Origin of the sequence: Pseudomonas sp. NPDC089743 (assembly GCF_044748785.1) — a bacterium.
Lineage (GTDB): Bacteria > Pseudomonadota > Gammaproteobacteria > Pseudomonadales > Pseudomonadaceae > Aquipseudomonas > Aquipseudomonas putida_X.
Genome location: NZ_JBIVGS010000006.1, coordinates 36,877 through 52,274, shown reverse-complemented (window position 1 = coordinate 52,274; position 15,398 = coordinate 36,877). Strand labels below are relative to the sequence as shown.

Genomic DNA, 15,398 nt, shown 5'->3' with positions numbered 1-15,398 from the left:
GTTGATCCGATCCTAAGCGACGGGCATTGTATGGGTACAACCTTATATTGCATGGGTAGCAATTTCGTGTGGATCCCGCAACTCGTCGACGATGACCAACCCCGGTATCTGGCCTTGGTCGATGCAATAGGCAACGCGATCGAGAGCGGCGTACTCAAGGTCGGTGACCGCCTGCCGCCGCAACGGCGGCTAGCCTGGAAACTGGGCCTGAACCCCAGCACCACCCAACAAGCCTACCGTGAAGCCGCCGCCCGCCACCTGGTGGCCGGCGAAGTGGGCCGTGGGACCTATGTGCTGGCTGGAAGCAAGGAAGCGACCTTGTTTCGCCTCAAGCACTGCGAAGGGCAAAAAACGCTGATCGACCTGTCGACCAATGTGCCAGTCGCCGATCCGCACAATCATGATCTGCACGACTGCTTGCGCCAGCTGCTGCAAGATCGCGACCAGGGCTTGCTCGATCATTACCTGGGCCCCGAGCAGTTGCTGCTGGGGCGCATCCGTGGCGCCCACTGGCTGGCCAATCGCGGCCTGGCCCTGTCGGCGGACCAACTGTTGCTGTGCGGCGGCGCCCAGCAAGCGCTGGCACTGGTACTGCAGTCATTCTGCCAGGCGGGCGAGCCCGTGATGCTTGAAGCTCTGACCGCGCCGGGCATCAAGGCCGCCTGCCGGCAACTGCGGCTGCCCGTACATGGCGTGGCCCTGGACGACCAAGGCCTGCGGCCCGATGACCTGGACCGGGTGGCGCGCGCCAGCGGTGCCCGCGTGCTGGTAACCACCCCCACCCTGCACAACCCCACAGGCGCCTGCATGGATGATGGTCGCCGCCAGGCAATCGCTGGGGTGGTCAAACGCCTGGGGCTGCTGGTGATCGAGGATGATGTTTATGGCGCGCTCAGCGGACGACCGCCGCTCTACCCATTATTGGGCGATCAGGGGATCTACATCAGCAGCCTGTCCAAGACGGTGGCTGCAGGCTTGAGGCTGGGCTGGATCGTGGCCAGCCCGAAGTTGCTGACACAGGTCGACCCGCACGCCCAGGCCAGCCACTGGCCTGTGTCGCCATTGGCCCTGCATGTCGCCTGCCAGTGGATCGATGACGGCACTGCCGCCCGGCGGCTGGCCTGGCAGAAAGCAGAACTTAGCCAGCGCTGGCGCCTGGCACGCAGGCTGCTGGCCGATGGGCTGCGCAACACAGGCCAGCCTTCACCCCACGCGTGGCTGGGCACGCCGCAGGGGGCTGAGGGGGTGGTACGGCGGTGCCGTGAGCAAGGTGTGGAAGTCGTCCCGGCGAGTGTCTTCGCCATTGGCGCGAGCGAGGTGCAGGCCGTGCGCATCAGCCTGTCGGCGGCAAGCAGCCGGGCTGAACTGAAACGAGGGCTGGAGGTGGTACGGCAGGTACTGACCCGCCAATGACCCGAGGGTGACGCAAGCGGCCTGCCCGCTACTGCCCGGTGCGAATAGGCCGCTGACGCAGGACCATCAACCCTGCTGGCAACCTTCGCCCATGGCCCGGTACTGAATGGTGTGCACCTGGCCTTGATGGTCTTCATAGGTCATGGTCGCAGGCACCACTTCGCAGACATTGGGGATGGTCGACAGGTTGATCACCCGTTTGATGTCAAGGTTCATGGAATAGTCGTACTGCTGGGCCACAGGCTCGGTGGAGACGGGTTTGGCCTCATCGGCAAGGGCGAACGAGGACATACCGACCAATGCAAGAATCAGTAATGGTTTCATGGATGTTTGGCCTTTGAATCAATCAAGCTGATCGATTGACTTCATATGCCGTCAATGGCGCGGAGAAGTTGTCATCAACTGCAAAGATGACACGAAGTACCGATCCCGCTGTGTCGTACTGCCAGGGGGGATAGGTCAAATTCTACTCCCGGCATGGAATAGTTGAACCCCGAACTCGGACATTCACCCTTGCAGTTTTTGCAACAATCTGCGACAAAGCGAAACGGTTTGATGGCCCGAAATCATTGGGCTAGAGCTGTTTGCCAGCGGAACGCCATGCCTCCACTCCTTTGTACCCCACTGACCGACCTGGAACGGCGGCTGCTGGACCACTTCTATCGCCAGCATGGCTCGCGTATGCGCGCAGCCAGCGACGGTGAGTTGTGGGTGGCGCGCAGGGGCGCAATCATTGCTGGCTTGAGCTTGAGCGCTGTTGCCGGTGGCCAGTGGCTCACCGGCCTGCTGATAGCGCCAGCGTGGCGAAACCAAGGTGTCGCCGCACGCCTGGTCCACGCAGCACTGGGCGAAGGGCGTGGCCCAACGTGGCTGTTCTGCCACCCGGACCTCGAAGCCTTTTACCACCGCCTGGGTTTCTCCCCTGCGAGCGTGTTGCCTGAAGCGCTGGGGTCACGCCTGGCCCGCTATCAACGCAGCAAACGGCTGATAGCGATGGTGCAGGGTCAATCGTCGCTGGCGTCCAGGCCAGGGAACAGCACCTCGGTGTAACCGAACTTGGCGAAATCCTGAATCCGCGAAGGGTACAGCCGCCCGATCAGGTGGTCGCACTCATGCTGGACCACGCGGGCATGAAACCCATCAGCGACCCGGTTGACCGGGTTGCCCTGCGGGTCGATGCCCTCATAGCTGATGTGCTTGTAGCGAGGCACGACCCCGCGCAGGCCGGGCACAGACAAGCAGCCTTCCCAACCCTCCTCGATCTCAGTGGACAGCGGGGTGATCACCGGGTTGAGAAGAATGGTCTGTGGCACCGCTTCGGCATCCGGGTAACGCTCACTGCGCTCGAACCCGAAAATGACCAGTTGCAGGTCGATACCGACCTGCGGTGCGGCCAGCCCCACGCCGCCGACATGGCGCATGGTTTCGAACATGTCGTCGATCAACTGCTGCAGTTCGGCGCTGCCGATCAGGTGGGCTGGCACGGGTGCAGCGACGCGCAGCAGGCGTTCGTCGCCCATCTTGAGGATGTCACGGATCATCTCGGGTTCGGCTCGGTGGGCTGGGGCTCGGCAGGGTGTTCATGGCCGAGCACGGTCAGGGTCTGCTTGGGTTCATCGCCATCGAAGTCCTTTTCGCCAGGGTCTTTGCCCTCAGCGGACATGTGTTCGATCACAGCGTTCATCTCCGCACCCAACAACAACACGGCGGCAGAAATGTAGAAATACAACAGCAACACGATGATCGCACCGATACTGCCATACATGGCATTGTAATCGGCGAAAGTCTTCACATAGTAAGCGAAAGCCAGCGAAGCGATGATCCAGACCACCACCGCCAGCACCGAGCCTGGGGTGATGAAGCGAAACTTCTGTTTCACGTCGGGCATCACGTAGTAGATCACCGCCACCGCCACCATCATCAGGATGATGATTGCCGGCCAACGCAAGATCGTCCACACCGTGACGATCACTTCCTGCATGCCGATCTGCGCGGCGATCCACTCCATCACCTGCGGCCCCAGCACCATCAACGCGGCCGCCGCCAGCAACATACCGGCAATGCCGACGGTATAGAAAATCGACAACGGTATGCGCTTCCACACCGGGCGCCCTTCGGGCACGTCATAGGCGGCGTTCATGGCACTCATCATCAGCCGTACGCCTGCAGATGCAGTCCACAGCGCGATGACGATACCCACCGACAGCAGGCCACCTTTGGACTGCTGCAACTGATCGATGACGGGGTTGACCTGTTCCAACGCCTGGGGGGGCAATACCAGTTCCGACTGCAGGCGCAGCCAGGAGAAAAAGTCCGGCAAGTGCAGAAAGCCGATCAGTGCAATGAGGAACAGCAGGAACGGGAACAAAGAAAACAGCATCTGGTAAGCAAGCGCAGAGGCGTAAGTGGACATCTCGTCGTCAAGGAACTCCTTGACGGTGCGCACCAGAATACGGTGAAGGGGCAAGCCACCCAGGTCGGGAAAAATCATAGCGTCTCCTTTCGCCGCTTGATCAGTACATCAGGGAAGTCTAATAGACCACGCGACTGGTGTGCTGCTCCCTGCTGGACTTGAAGAAAATTCGCACTCTTGAACTACAGCCCCATCACCGTCTGCAGGCAACGGGGCTGTGGTCATACTTCGATCAAGGCTTTTTCACAGCATCCTTGACGTCACCTTTGATCTGCTGCCCTTCGCCCTTGACTTCCTGGGCCTTGCCTTCCGCACGCAGCTTGTCATTGTCGGTGACTTTGCCAACACCTTGCTTGATGTTGCCCACTGCTTCGTTGGCCATACCTTTGACTTTGTCTTTAGTGCCGCTCATGGCAAATCTCCTGCAAATGGAGACACGTAAACCGTGTCGACAGAAGGTGGACCCAGCGGCCACGCCAGGAGTTTCAAACATTTTTGCAATCTCAAGCCGAGCGGTAAATCTGCGGGCGAATACCGCACTGAATCGGCTACCTACGCCTGCGCATTGCCGGCCTGCTGCCCTAGAATCGCGGGCAAACAGCAGCCCAATGGCGGCTGCATGCTTATAAAAACAACAGCTTACGGAACCCTGCACCCATGCGTTTGATGCCCCTGCTCGCAGCTTTGCTGCCGCTGCTTCCCCTGCCTGCGCTCGCTGGCGCACCGGCCACCGAAACCCTGCGGGTCGACCGCTACGCCGACGACGGCCAGCCAGGCACCCTGCGCTGGGCGATCGAAACCAGCAACCAGAACCCCGGCCACTACCGCATCGACATCGCCGCAGTCGGCCAAGCGCCGTTCGTCATTCGGCCGACCCGCGCGCTGCCTGAAATCAAAGGCCCGGTGCAGATCACCGGCCTGCCTTGGGCGCGCGACGGCCAATACATCGCCATTGACGGCGCCGGCTACATCAAGGACCAGGGTGTACGTACCTGTCCCGGCGCCCTGCCCGGCCAGTTCGGCACCAACGTGCGCACCACCACCAACCCAGGGCTGGTGCTGCGCGACACCCAGGGCGTCCACCTCAGTGGCCTGGAAGTGCGCAATTTCTGCATCGGCATTCTGGTCAACCGCGCCAGCCGCAACGTCATCGAAGACAACCGCATCGTCGCCAACAAGGGCGGTGCCGGCATCATGCTCACCGGCGATGACGGTGCCGGTAACCCCACAGCCACCACCACGGTGAACAACAAGGTGCTGCGTAACCAGTTGATCGACAATGGCGACGGCCTGGAGCTGACCCGCGGCGCGGCGTTCAACCTGGTGGCCGACAACCTGTTCCGCTCGACTGACGCCAACCCAGAGCCGTCCCAAGGCATCGAGATTCTGCTGGGCAACGACAACAGCGTGGTCCGCAACCGTTTCGAAAACTACTCCGACGGCTTGCAGATCAACTGGGGCAACCGTAACTATCTGGGCGCCAACACCTTCAGCGGCAACTCGATCGGGGTCAGCGTCACCGGCCAAGGCAATATCCTCGACGGCAACCTGATCCACGGCAACCGCATCGGCGTGGCCCTGCGCCCAGAGCCGGAGGTCACCACCACGCGCCTGACCGGTAACCGGATCTGGGGCAACAGCCAGGCTATCCGCCGCTGCGAAGCTGGCGGCTCCTGCGTACCCGATCAGCGCACAGGCGCCATCGTGTTTGGCGTGCCAGCCCAGGCCCATGCACTGTACGTAGGTTCACGCGGGGTCGGTGCAGAGCTGCCGAAAAAGGACCAGGCCGCGATCTGCGATGCCCAGGGCCAGCCCAAGCCCTGCCAGGCGTTGCCCAACCACAACCAGCAAGCCCCACGGCTGCTGGCCCTGGAAGGCAATGTGCTGCGCGGTGAAGTGCAGGGCCCGGCATCGAGCCTGCTGCGGATCGAGCTGTTTGGCAATGCCCAGGTACAAGGCACTGAGGCCGAGCAGTACCTGGGGGAAGTGCTGGTAACCAGCGATGCCAAGGGGCAGGCGCAGTTTGCCCAGGTGCTGGAGAATGCCGAGGGGATGCGCAGCTTCACCGCCACCGTGACCACGGCAGACGGCGCGACCTCCGAGTTGAGCCAGCCGCTTCGCCGTTAGTGTCGATGGCCTCCTCGCCGGTACGCGACGAGGAGGCCCGCAAACCTTGCTCCGCCACCCGCCACGCCTCACAATGCAGCCCTTTATAGCGTCACGCCGCAGGAACCTGCATGAAACTCGACAAACCCGCCGCCATTGCCCGGCGCAACGAAGCATTGGCCAAGCCAGTGCTGACCAGTGCCAACACACTGTTCGCCATCCTCGACCCCAAACGCAACCTGTGGTGGTTCGAAGTGCCGGTGGCGCTGCTGCGCAAGGGCCAGCCCGACTGGGTCAACCTGCTGCTGCACAGCCCTGAAAGCGACGAACTGCAGCACCTGAAGGTCCCCACCAACTTCCTCAAGGCGCATCAGGAGCAGATGGAAGTGCGCAATGCTGGCAAGCGCCGCTCGACCATCAGCCTGGCGCTGAGCGCCGACCGTGATTCGCTGCTGCGCGACACCCGCCCGGGCGGCGAGCAGCTCGACTTCAGCACATTCGTGCAGGCCTGACCTCAGACCCGCTCGATGCGATCGTCATGGATGACGATCCGGCCCTGTTTGAACAACGCGCCGATGGCCTTCTTGAAGTTGCCCTTGCTGACGTTGAACATGCGGCTGATCACCGCAGGGTCGCTCTTGTCGCACACGGGCAAAACGCCCCCTTCGGCCTCCAGGCGCTGCATGATCTGCTCATGCAGCCCGTCCGCCAGGGCCTGGCCGACCGGCTGCAGGCTCAACGCGATCTTGCCGTCATGGCGCACTTCTTTGATGAAACCCTTCTCATGCATGCCCGAACGCATGAACTTGAAGATCTCATTCTTGTGAATCAGGCCCCAATGGCGGTTGTTGATGATGGCTTTGAAGCCCATCGGCGTCTCCCCCGCCACCAGCAGCTCGACCGGCTGACCGACCTGATAATCGGCCGGAGTGCGGTCCAGATAGCGGTCCAGGCGTGACGTGGCGGTGATGCGCCGGGTGCGCTTGTCGAGGTAGACATGTACCACGCAGTAATCGCCGACCTTCAGCGGCCGCGCCTCTTCCGAGTACGGCATCAGCAGGTCCTTGGACAGGCCCCAATCGAGGAAGATGCCCGCACCGTTGATGTCCTTGACCTTGAGGCTGGCAAACTCGCCCACCTGCACCTTGGGCTTTTCGGTGGTGGCGATCAGCTGGTCTTCGCTGTCCAGATAGAGAAACACGTTGAGCCAGTCATCGACCTCGGTTTCGGCGTTCTTCGGGATATAGCGCCCGGGCAGCAGGATCTCGCCGTCGGGGCCGCCGTCCAGGTAGAGGCCGAAGTCCACGTGTTTCACGATTTGCAAACTGTTGTAACGCCCAAGCAGAGCCATTTCCGATGTTCCTCAAGACAAGGCGGCTATTCTACACCTGAAGCCAGCGCGCCGCCCGACCGCTGATTCGGCGGAACCGTCGCGGGGTACTCGCGACTACCGTGTGGCCAGCCATCTGCAAGGGATCAGCACATGTTTCTACGCCTGTCCAAAGCCCTGATCATCGCCACGGCATTCGCGCTGGCACTGGTGGCCTGCAGCCGTATAGACCTGGCCTACCGCAACCTCGACCGGCTGGTCCCGTGGTCGCTGGACGACTACCTGGCCATGAACCGCGACCAGCGGTCGCTGCTCGACGAACGCCTCAAGCAGCACCTGGCCTGGCATTGCACGACCCAACTGCCTGGCTACCTCGACTGGCTCGACCGCATACGCTCCATGGTCGCCGAGGGGCAAGTCACTGACCAGGCGCTGCAACAGCGCATGAATGAAGCCCGCCAGGCGATCGGTCGCGTCGCAGAAGCGATCACCCCGTCGGCCACCGAGCTGCTGCGTGGCATGAGCGACGCCCAGGTCGCACAGATGGGCGATGCATTCCGTGAAGACATCAGTGAACGGCAAAAGAAATACGTCGATACCCCCCTGCCCAAACAAGTCGCCCGCCGCGCCGAGCGCATGGAAAAGCGCCTGGCACCCTGGTTCGGCGAACTCACCGCCGCACAACGCCAGCGTGTGCAAACCTGGGCACAGGCGCTGGGCGACCAGAACCGCCAGTGGATCGCCAACCGTGCGCACTGGCAACAACAGCTGATGCTGGCCATGAACCAGCGCAGCGATGCCAGTTTCGAACCGCGCCTGGCGCAATTGCTGCAGCGCAAGGAAAGCCTGTGGACCCCGCAATACCGCGCCGCCTTTGAGAACAGCGAACAGCAGACACGCAGCCTGTTGATCGACCTGCTGCAACAGAGTAGCCCGGCCCAGCGGCAGTATCTTGAGCAGCGGCTGGCCAAGGTGCGTACCGACTTCAGTGAGCTCAAGTGCCTGAAGGGCTAGGCAGGCGGCCCGACAACCCGCCTCAGCGCCCTTTGCGCCGATACGGGAACACATCGATCACCTTGCCTTCGCGGATGGAGGCCTGCAGCCCTTTCCAGTAGTCCGCGTCGTACAGTTCCCCATGCAACTTGCTGAATAAACGCCGCTGGCCCATATCGGCAAACAGAAACGGCGGGAACTCCTCCGGGAACACATCGTGCGGCCCGATCGAATACCACGGTTCCCCCGACATCTCGTCCTCCGGGTAGCGCGGCGGTGGGATATGGCGGAAGTTCACCTCGGTCAGGTAGCTGATCTCGTCATAGTCGTAGAACACCACACGACCATGGCGGGTAACCCCGAAGTTCTTCAGCAGCATGTCCCCCGGAAAGATGTTGGCTGCGGCCAGCTGCTTGATGGCCAGGCCATAGTCCTCCAGCGCTTCGTGTACCTGGGCTGCGCTGGCCTGCTCCAGGTACAGATTGAGCGGGATCATGCGCCGTTCGGTCCAGCAATGGCGGACCAGCACCGTGTCGCCCTCCACGGTCACGGTGGACGGCGCCACCTCCAGCAGCTCGGCCAGGCACTCTGGCTCGAACTTGCCCCGGGGGAAACGAAAGTCGGCGAACTCCTGCGTATCGGCCATGCGCCCGACCCGGTCGACACTCTTCACCAGGCGATACTTGTCGATCACGGTGGCGCGGTCGACCGTCTTGGAGGGCGAAAAGCGGTCCTTGATGATCTTGAATACGGTATTGAAGCCCGGCAGGGTAAACACACTCATGACCATGCCGCGCACACCGGGTGCCATGATGAAACGATCGTCGGTACTGGCCAGGTGGTTGATCAGGGCGCGGTAGAATTCCGACTTGCCATGCTTGTAGAAGCCGATCGAGGTATACAGCTCGGCAATGTGCTTGCCTGGCAAGATGCGCTTGAGAAAATTGACGAACTCCGCCGGCACCGGCACGTCGACCATGAAGTACGAACGGGTGAAGGAAAAGATGATCGACACCTCGGCCTCGTCGGTGATCAGCGCATCCGCTTCGATGCCATGGCCTTCGCGGTGCAGCAGCGGTATCACCAGGGGCCACTGCTCATCGCTGTTGTACAACCGGCCCACCAGGTAGGCACCCTTGTTGCGGTACAGCACCGGCACGAACAACTCAACGGCCAGCGCCGGGTCCTTGCACACCCAGTCAGGCAGGCAGTCGCGCAACTGCTCTTCAAGGCGTGACAGGTCGCTCTCGAGGTCACCGTAATCGAACGCATAGGCGCAGAAGATAGACCGCAACAGGCCCTTGAGGCTGCCGTCGGGTCTATAGGTGTGGGTCTGTGCGGCGCGCTCGTGGCTGCGTATCGAAGGCCGGGTGGTATGGATGAACATGCAGCCGTCGTTGATCTGATCATGGCTGAACAGGCTGCAGAACAAGGAGTTGTACCAGGTCTCCGACAGCTCATCGTCCAGCCGCGGGTCGATCAGGCGTATATAGGCACTTTTCACCAACGGCCACTGCTCGACCTCCAGCAGCACCTCCTCGTCGAACCCGTCCCGCAGCCAGCCGTTGACCTCACCGACCTTCTGCTCGTAGAGGTTGATCCGCGCCGCTGCTGCCCGCTGGATATCCTGCCAGCGCGCCTGCTCGAAGCGCTCGCGGGCGCCCAGGGTGATGCGGCGAAAGTGTTCGCGGTAGTCATCGAAGCCATCGAGGATCATTCGGGCGATTTCGCCGGCCGGCCAGTGCTGGGTCATGCAGGACACCTCGGTGCGGGGTGAGATAGACAGCTTAGCCGCCGGTGGAGCTTTGCGACGCCTCTACCGGCTTGCAGCGCAAGAAAGGACAAGATCAGCCCGAGCGCCATCGCGTACACTCGCGCCCTGCCCTGTACCCGGAGACCACCGTGAGCCCCATCGCCCTGACCCGCCTGCTGACCCTTGCCGCCGTCTGGGGGGCGAGCTTTCTGTTCATGCGCATCATCGCACCTGAACTGGGCACCGTACCTACCGCCTTCTTTCGCGTCTCAATCGCCTGCCTGGGCCTGATCGCCATACTCGCAGCAGCGCGCGTACGCTGGAACTTCGAGGGCAAACTCGGCGCTTGCCTGGTGCTGGGCATGATCAACTCAGGCATCCCCGCCACCTTCTATTCGGTGGCAGCCCAGGTACTGCCGGCAGGCTATTCGGCGATCTTCAACGCCACCACGCCCCTGATGGGTGTGCTGATCGGCGCACTGTTCTTCCGCGAGGCCATGACCCTGCCCAAGCTGTGCGGCATCTTCCTTGGCCTGTTCGGTGTCGGCATTCTCAGTGGCGCGGGCCCGGTGGCGCTGGACCTGGCACTGCTGCAGGGCGCCCTGGCCTGCCTGGCGGCAACCACCTGCTATGGCTTCGCAGGCTTTCTGGCGCGGCGCTGGATCAGTGGCCTGGACAGCCGCCTGTCAGCGCTCGGCAGCATGCTCGGTGCCACCCTGATGATGACGCCCCTGTTTGCCTGGAGTGCGCTGACCCAGCCGCCTGCCAGCTGGGGCGGCTGGCAGGTATGGCTGTCGCTGCTGGGCCTGGGCCTTGTGTGCACGGCCTTCGCCTACATCCTGTATTTCCGTCTGCTGGCCGAGATAGGGCCGGTCAAGGCCAGTACCGTGACCTTTTTGATTCCGGTTTTCGGCGTGCTGTGGGGTGCGTGGCTGCTGGACGAATCGCTGTCGATGGGCCACCTGTATGGCGGCGTGCTGATTGCAGCCGCCCTCTGGCTGGTCCTCAAGCCCACACGCCGCGCCCTGGCCTGAGAGAGAGCTACTGCCTTGCTCAACTTCTAAAAGTTGGCGCGATCCCGGTGGGAGCCGGCTTGCCGGCGATGAACGCAACACCGTTTCACCTGTAAAACCACACAGTTTCACGTTACCGAAAATGCCCGGCAACTACGCACGAAGCCAACTCATGCGCAGTTGCTGGGCATTTTTGTGCCACATAGAAAACTACGTTTCATATATAAAACAAAGCAAAACTTATCAGAAATTCGCAACTCATTAATAAATAAACACTTTCATATTTAATTTTGGAAATTTCTCACCTGGCATTGTTCATGCACTAAACGGCGTATCACCTATAAAACAGACCAGAGACCGCGCCCATGGCTGTGAAAGAGATGTACGCAATCGCCCCGCAATGGCATGAACCGCAGCGCAACGAACACCCGGCCCCCACGGAAATCGAATTCCGCAATGTCGGCAAGGCGTTCCCCGCCAAGGGCCAGGCCGATGCCCCGTTCGCCATTCATGGCGTGAACTTCCAGATCCGTCGCGGCGAAGTGGTGTCGATCATCGGTCCCTCAGGCTGTGGCAAGAGCACCATCCTCAACATGGGCTCGGGCCTGTACCGGCCCACTGAAGGCGAAGTGCTGGTCGGCGGTGAAGCCGTCAACGGCCCGGTCCCGAAAGTCGCCTTCATGCTGCAGAAAGACCTTCTGATGCCATGGCGCAGCATCCGCCGCAACGTCGAGCTGGGCCTGGAAATCCAGGGCATGCCTGCCAGCCAACGCAAAGCCATCGCCGAGGATCTGCTCAAGCGCTGCCACCTGCAAGGCTTCGCCGACCACTACCCGTTCCAACTGTCAGGAGGCATGCGCCAGCGCGCCGCGCTCGCCCGCACCCTGGCGATCGACCCGCAGGTACTGTTTCTCGACGAACCGTTCTCGGCCCTTGATGCGCAGACCAAGATGATCCTGCAACAGGACCTGGCGCAGATGCTGTTCGAGGAAAACAAGACCGCCCTGTTCATCACCCACGACCTGGTCGAGGCCATTGCGCTGTCCGACCGCCTGCTGGTGATGAGCGCCCGCCCCGGCACGATCATCGAAGAGATCGAAATCGACCTGCCCTATCGCAACAACCCGCTGGAACGCCGAAAGCTGCCGGAAATCGGCCCGCTGGCCGGCCGCCTGATGGATCTGCTGAAGGTCGGCGAAGACCTCGACCTGCACTGACCGACGCCCCACTCACCATTCGGGAGTTAGCATGTTCACCACACACCTCAAGCGCATGGCTCATACCGCCCTGGCAGCCTTGGCACTGAGCCTGGCAACCCAGGCCCAGGCCGAGCCGACAAAGGTCACCTACCTGCTGCCTGCTCCACCCAGCCTGCCAGCGTTCGCGCCGTGGATCATCGCCAAGGAGAAAGGCTACTACCAGGCCCAGGATCTGGACCTGACTTTCATCGCCGCCAAAGGCGGCGTCGACGTGGCCAAGCAGATCGGCGCCGGCAACGCCCTGGTTGGCGGCGCCATCGGTGATACGCCGATCATCGTGCGCCCCAACGGCATCCCGGTACGTGCAGTGGCGGTGCTCGGTGGCGGCGGGGTCACCATGATCGCGACCAACGCCGGCGAAAACATCCACTCGGTCAGCCAGCTCAAGGGCAAGACACTGACGGTGATGTCCTACTCCGACACCACCTACTACGCCCTGCTCGCTTCGTTGCGCAAGGCTGGTTTGAGCAAGGACGATGTGGATATCCAGGCAGCCGGCCCCTCGGGCGTGTGGCAACTGTTCTCGGCCAGCAAGGCCCAGGCCATGGCCGGGGTACCGGACTGGGTGGTCAACGCTGAAGACGCCGGGCTCAAGTACGCGCTGATTCCACGCGAACAGGTGTTCGAAAGCATGGCCCAGGCGATCCTCGCGTCAGACGACGCCATCGAGCATCACCCGCAGATCGTTCGCGGTGTGGTTCAGGCCACCCTGCGCGGCCTGCAGGACATCATCGATGACCCCAAGGCCGCCGCCGCCACCTTCGCCCGTGCAGTCCCGGCTTACGCCGGCAAAGAGGCCTCGCTGGAAAAGACCCTGCGCCTGTACGTGGAATACGTCTACGCCGGCCAGCCGGTACTCGGCCGCATCGACCCGGTGCGCCTGGACACCGTGCGCAAGTTCTACGTCAGCGAGGGCATCGTCAACCGCGAACCCAAGCTCGAAGAGCTCTACAGCAACCAGTTCATCGAAACCCGAACCGCGGCCCAATGACGGCCCGGCAATGACAAGGTAAGCGCCCGATGAGAAAGCTCAACCCTTCCGTGGCCGGCAGCATCGCCCTGCTGGTCTTGTTCCTGGTGCTCTGGCAATGGGGCCCGGGGCTGGTCGGCATGCCCGAGTTCGTTATGCCACAACTGAGCCGGGTGGCTCAGGAAAGCGTGCTGATGTGGCATTCCGGCGGCCTGCTGGAACACACCCTGATCACCGCCTTCGAAATCATCGTCGGCTTCGCCCTTGGTGCTCTGCTGGGGGTCGCTATCGGCGTCTCGCTGGGGCTGTCGCCCTCGGCCGAAGCGATGCTTTCACCTTACATCCTGGCGCTGCAGATCGCGCCCAAGGTGGCCTTCGCCCCGCTGTTCGTGATGTGGCTGGGCTACACCATCTACCCGAAGATCCTCATCGCCATCCTGATCGTGTTCTTCCCGGTGATGATCAACGTGCTTTCGGCCATCCGCACCGTCGACCCCGACATGATCAACCTGGTGCGCACCATGAACGCCAGCCGCTGGCAGATCTTCCGCCTGGTGGAGTTCCCTTCGGCCATGGCCGCGTTGTTCTCCGGCCTGCGCATCGCCTCGACCCTGGCCGTGATCGGCGTCACCGTCGGCGAACTGGTGGGCGGCAACCAGGGCCTGGGCTTCCTGCTGGTGGATGCCGAAGGCCAGGGCAACACCGCAGGCGTGTTCGTCGCCATCGTCATGCTCACGCTGATCGGCGTACTCGCCTACGGCGCCGTGGTCTGGGCCGAGAAGCGCGTCCTGCACTACCTCCCCAAAGCCATGCTGAGTAGCCAATGATGAGCAGCTTCAACAACCTTCTCCAGGGCCGCCGCGTGCTGGTCACAGGCGGTGCCCGCGGGCTGGGCTATGCCTTTGCCCAGGCCATAGCCCAGGCCGGCGCACGGGTGGTCATCGCCGATGTGCTCGCCGGGCGTGTGCAACAGGCTGCCTGCGAGCTGAGCGGTATGGGCCTGGATGTCAGCGGCGTCAGCCTGGACCTTGCCAGCCCCGAGTCCATCGAGGCCTGCATCGAGCGCACGGTCAAACGCCTGGGCGGCCTGGACGGCCTGGTCAACAACGCCTCGATCACCAATTCCGGCGGCAAGAGCTGCGAGGAACTGGACATCGAGACCTGGGACCAGGTCATGCAGGTGAATGTGCGCGGCACCTGGCTGATGACCCGCGCCGCCCTCCCGGCACTGCGCGAAAGTGGCCGTGGCGCGGTCATCAACCTGGCGTCCGACACCCCCCTGTGGGGTGCACCGAACCTGCTGGCCTATGTCGCCAGCAAAGGGGCGGTGATCGCCATGACCCGCAGCCTGGCCCGCGAGCTGGGCAACGCCAACATCACCGTCAACGCCATCGCCCCCGGCCTGGTGCTGGTCGAAGCCACCGCCTATGTGCCCGAGGCCCGCCACCGCCTGTACACCGAACAACGGGCCATCCAGCGCCCGCAACTGCCCGACGACGTCAGTGGCGCGGTGCTGTTCGCCCTGTCCGACTTGTCGCGCTTCATCACTGGACAAACCCTGCCGGTCAACGGCGGGTTCGTCATGCCCTGAGCAAAGGAGACCTTCATGACCGACCTCTCTGTGCAACACGACGCCCCCAAGACCTGGGACCGCCCCGCCGACGCCGACCTGGCCAGCTGGATGCAGACGCGCATCGCGCGCTATGAGACGCGCCGCTACGACTGGGATGCGCTGAAGTTCCAGGCCGACTACGACCCCAAGTACCGCCGCGCGCAGATGCGCTACGTGGGCACCGGCGGCACGGGCGTTGGCAGTGACATGAACACCATTGCCTCCGAGCACTTCACCTTCTCCACCATGGTCATCCCAGCCGGCCACGAAGGCCCGCCCCACCTGCACACCGACGTCGAGGAAGTGTTCTTCGTGCTGCGCGGCAAGCTCAAGGTGATCATCGAAAAAGACGGCGAGCGCTTCGAAACCATCCTCACCGACCGCGACCTGATCTCGGTGCCGCCAGGGGTGTACCGCGAAGAGATCAATGTGGGTGACGAGGACGCACTGATGTGCGTGATGCTCGGTGCCAAGAAGCCATTGACCCCGACCTATCCACCAGCGCACCCGCTGGCCTCGATCAAGCGCGGGTAAGC

At 62.6% G+C, this 15,398-nt stretch carries 17 protein-coding genes; 11 read left to right on the top strand and 6 right to left on the bottom strand.

Features of this window, described 5'->3' with window-relative positions; all coding sequences use genetic code 11:
- The first annotated feature begins 51 nt into the window (after positions 1 to 51).
- On the top strand, positions 52 to 1,413 hold the full coding sequence (locus ACIPZC_RS12940) for a PLP-dependent aminotransferase family protein (RefSeq protein WP_400627584.1): 1,362 nt from the start codon (positions 52 to 54) through the stop codon (positions 1,411 to 1,413).
- A 66-nt stretch (positions 1,414 to 1,479) separates the two neighbouring features.
- On the opposite strand, the gene ACIPZC_RS12935 is transcribed toward ACIPZC_RS12940, so the two are convergent.
- Complete coding sequence (locus tag ACIPZC_RS12935) at positions 1,480 to 1,737, bottom strand: DUF2790 domain-containing protein (RefSeq protein WP_008098787.1); 258 nt, start codon at positions 1,735 to 1,737, stop codon at positions 1,480 to 1,482.
- A gap of 276 nt (positions 1,738 to 2,013) precedes the next feature.
- On the opposite strand from ACIPZC_RS12935, the gene ACIPZC_RS12930 reads away from it, so the two are divergent.
- Positions 2,014 to 2,463 (top strand): GNAT family N-acetyltransferase, encoded by a 450-nt coding sequence (locus ACIPZC_RS12930; protein ID WP_400627308.1) that lies wholly within the window; start codon positions 2,014 to 2,016, stop codon positions 2,461 to 2,463.
- Here ACIPZC_RS12930 and def read toward each other — a convergent pair.
- The 3 genes from def to ACIPZC_RS12915 form a co-directional block, all read right to left on the bottom strand.
- Positions 2,418 to 2,954, bottom strand: a complete 537-nt coding sequence (def, locus tag ACIPZC_RS12925) for a peptide deformylase (RefSeq protein WP_267817967.1) — start codon at positions 2,952 to 2,954, stop codon at positions 2,418 to 2,420. The two genes, ACIPZC_RS12930 and def, sit on opposite strands and share 46 nt — an antisense overlap.
- The gene (locus tag ACIPZC_RS12920; RefSeq protein WP_241806058.1) at positions 2,951 to 3,904 is read right to left on the bottom strand and encodes a YihY/virulence factor BrkB family protein; all 954 of its coding nucleotides are present in this window, start codon (positions 3,902 to 3,904) and stop codon (positions 2,951 to 2,953) included. Before ACIPZC_RS12920 ends, def begins: the two co-directional genes overlap by 4 nt.
- Before the next feature lie 154 nt (positions 3,905 to 4,058).
- Positions 4,059 to 4,238, bottom strand: a complete 180-nt coding sequence (locus ACIPZC_RS12915) for a CsbD family protein (RefSeq protein ID WP_241806057.1) — start codon at positions 4,236 to 4,238, stop codon at positions 4,059 to 4,061.
- A gap of 245 nt (positions 4,239 to 4,483) precedes the next feature.
- Here ACIPZC_RS12915 and ACIPZC_RS12910 point away from each other — a divergent pair, with 245 nt between their 5' ends.
- Positions 4,484 to 5,953, top strand: coding sequence for a nitrous oxide reductase family maturation protein NosD (locus tag ACIPZC_RS12910; protein WP_400627305.1), 1,470 nt, complete (start codon positions 4,484 to 4,486; stop codon positions 5,951 to 5,953).
- Between the two features lie 110 nt (positions 5,954 to 6,063).
- Positions 6,064 to 6,444, top strand: coding sequence for a hypothetical protein (locus ACIPZC_RS12905; protein ID WP_241806055.1), 381 nt, complete (start codon positions 6,064 to 6,066; stop codon positions 6,442 to 6,444).
- Positions 6,445 to 6,446: 2 nt separating this feature from the next.
- Here the strand turns inward: ACIPZC_RS12905 and ACIPZC_RS12900 are convergent, their stop codons facing one another.
- Positions 6,447 to 7,283: a S1 RNA-binding domain-containing protein gene (locus tag ACIPZC_RS12900; RefSeq protein ID WP_241806054.1), complete on the bottom strand. Its 837-nt coding sequence runs from the start codon at positions 7,281 to 7,283 to the stop codon at positions 6,447 to 6,449.
- Between the two features lie 132 nt (positions 7,284 to 7,415).
- Here ACIPZC_RS12900 and ACIPZC_RS12895 point away from each other — a divergent pair, with 132 nt between their 5' ends.
- Entirely contained in the window at positions 7,416 to 8,276 is an 861-nt protein-coding gene (locus ACIPZC_RS12895; protein WP_400627303.1) for a DUF6279 family lipoprotein, read from the top strand.
- Positions 8,277 to 8,298: 22 nt separating this feature from the next.
- Here the strand turns inward: ACIPZC_RS12895 and aceK are convergent, their stop codons facing one another.
- Positions 8,299 to 10,008: a bifunctional isocitrate dehydrogenase kinase/phosphatase gene (aceK, locus tag ACIPZC_RS12890; protein WP_400627301.1), complete on the bottom strand. Its 1,710-nt coding sequence runs from the start codon at positions 10,006 to 10,008 to the stop codon at positions 8,299 to 8,301.
- Between the two features lie 149 nt (positions 10,009 to 10,157).
- On the opposite strand from aceK, the gene ACIPZC_RS12885 reads away from it, so the two are divergent.
- From ACIPZC_RS12885 to ACIPZC_RS12860, 6 genes are all read left to right on the top strand, one after another.
- Positions 10,158 to 11,042 carry a DMT family transporter gene (locus ACIPZC_RS12885; protein WP_349974660.1) on the top strand — a complete coding sequence of 295 codons (885 nt, stop codon included), beginning with the start codon at positions 10,158 to 10,160 and terminating at the stop codon, positions 11,040 to 11,042.
- 359 nt (positions 11,043 to 11,401) lie between these two features.
- Entirely contained in the window at positions 11,402 to 12,238 is an 837-nt protein-coding gene (locus ACIPZC_RS12880; protein ID WP_349974840.1) for an ABC transporter ATP-binding protein, read from the top strand.
- A gap of 55 nt (positions 12,239 to 12,293) precedes the next feature.
- Complete coding sequence (locus ACIPZC_RS12875) at positions 12,294 to 13,271, top strand: ABC transporter substrate-binding protein (RefSeq protein WP_400627582.1); 978 nt, start codon at positions 12,294 to 12,296, stop codon at positions 13,269 to 13,271.
- 29 nt (positions 13,272 to 13,300) lie between these two features.
- On the top strand, positions 13,301 to 14,077 hold the full coding sequence (locus ACIPZC_RS12870) for an ABC transporter permease (protein ID WP_241806050.1): 777 nt from the start codon (positions 13,301 to 13,303) through the stop codon (positions 14,075 to 14,077).
- On the top strand, positions 14,074 to 14,841 hold the full coding sequence (locus ACIPZC_RS12865) for an SDR family oxidoreductase (RefSeq protein WP_400627298.1): 768 nt from the start codon (positions 14,074 to 14,076) through the stop codon (positions 14,839 to 14,841). Before ACIPZC_RS12870 ends, ACIPZC_RS12865 begins: the two co-directional genes overlap by 4 nt.
- Positions 14,842 to 14,856: 15 nt before the next feature.
- A complete protein-coding gene (locus ACIPZC_RS12860) occupies positions 14,857 to 15,396 on the top strand; it encodes a cupin domain-containing protein (protein WP_241806048.1) in 540 nt (179 codons plus the stop codon).
- Positions 15,397 to 15,398: the final 2 nt, after the last annotated feature.

Excerpts from the sequence above, each read along its gene's own strand:
- ACIPZC_RS12940 (WP_400627584.1), top strand. The coding sequence starts at position 52 with ATGGGTAGCAATTTCGTGTGGATCCCGCAACTCGTCGACGATGACCAA.
- ACIPZC_RS12935 (WP_008098787.1), bottom strand. The coding sequence starts at position 1,737 with ATGAAACCATTACTGATTCTTGCATTGGTCGGTATGTCCTCGTTCGCC.
- ACIPZC_RS12930 (WP_400627308.1), top strand. The coding sequence starts at position 2,014 with ATGCCTCCACTCCTTTGTACCCCACTGACCGACCTGGAACGGCGGCTG.
- def (WP_267817967.1), bottom strand. The coding sequence starts at position 2,954 with ATGATCCGTGACATCCTCAAGATGGGCGACGAACGCCTGCTGCGCGTC.
- ACIPZC_RS12920 (WP_241806058.1), bottom strand. The coding sequence starts at position 3,904 with ATGATTTTTCCCGACCTGGGTGGCTTGCCCCTTCACCGTATTCTGGTG.
- ACIPZC_RS12915 (WP_241806057.1), bottom strand. The coding sequence starts at position 4,238 with ATGAGCGGCACTAAAGACAAAGTCAAAGGTATGGCCAACGAAGCAGTG.
- ACIPZC_RS12910 (WP_400627305.1), top strand. The coding sequence starts at position 4,484 with ATGCGTTTGATGCCCCTGCTCGCAGCTTTGCTGCCGCTGCTTCCCCTG.
- ACIPZC_RS12905 (WP_241806055.1), top strand. The coding sequence starts at position 6,064 with ATGAAACTCGACAAACCCGCCGCCATTGCCCGGCGCAACGAAGCATTG.
- ACIPZC_RS12900 (WP_241806054.1), bottom strand. The coding sequence starts at position 7,283 with ATGGCTCTGCTTGGGCGTTACAACAGTTTGCAAATCGTGAAACACGTG.
- ACIPZC_RS12895 (WP_400627303.1), top strand. The coding sequence starts at position 7,416 with ATGTTTCTACGCCTGTCCAAAGCCCTGATCATCGCCACGGCATTCGCG.
- aceK (WP_400627301.1), bottom strand. The coding sequence starts at position 10,008 with ATGACCCAGCACTGGCCGGCCGGCGAAATCGCCCGAATGATCCTCGAT.
- ACIPZC_RS12880 (WP_349974840.1), top strand. The coding sequence starts at position 11,402 with ATGTACGCAATCGCCCCGCAATGGCATGAACCGCAGCGCAACGAACAC.
- ACIPZC_RS12875 (WP_400627582.1), top strand. The coding sequence starts at position 12,294 with ATGGCTCATACCGCCCTGGCAGCCTTGGCACTGAGCCTGGCAACCCAG.
- ACIPZC_RS12870 (WP_241806050.1), top strand. The coding sequence starts at position 13,301 with ATGAGAAAGCTCAACCCTTCCGTGGCCGGCAGCATCGCCCTGCTGGTC.
- ACIPZC_RS12865 (WP_400627298.1), top strand. The coding sequence starts at position 14,074 with ATGATGAGCAGCTTCAACAACCTTCTCCAGGGCCGCCGCGTGCTGGTC.
- ACIPZC_RS12860 (WP_241806048.1), top strand. The coding sequence starts at position 14,857 with ATGACCGACCTCTCTGTGCAACACGACGCCCCCAAGACCTGGGACCGC.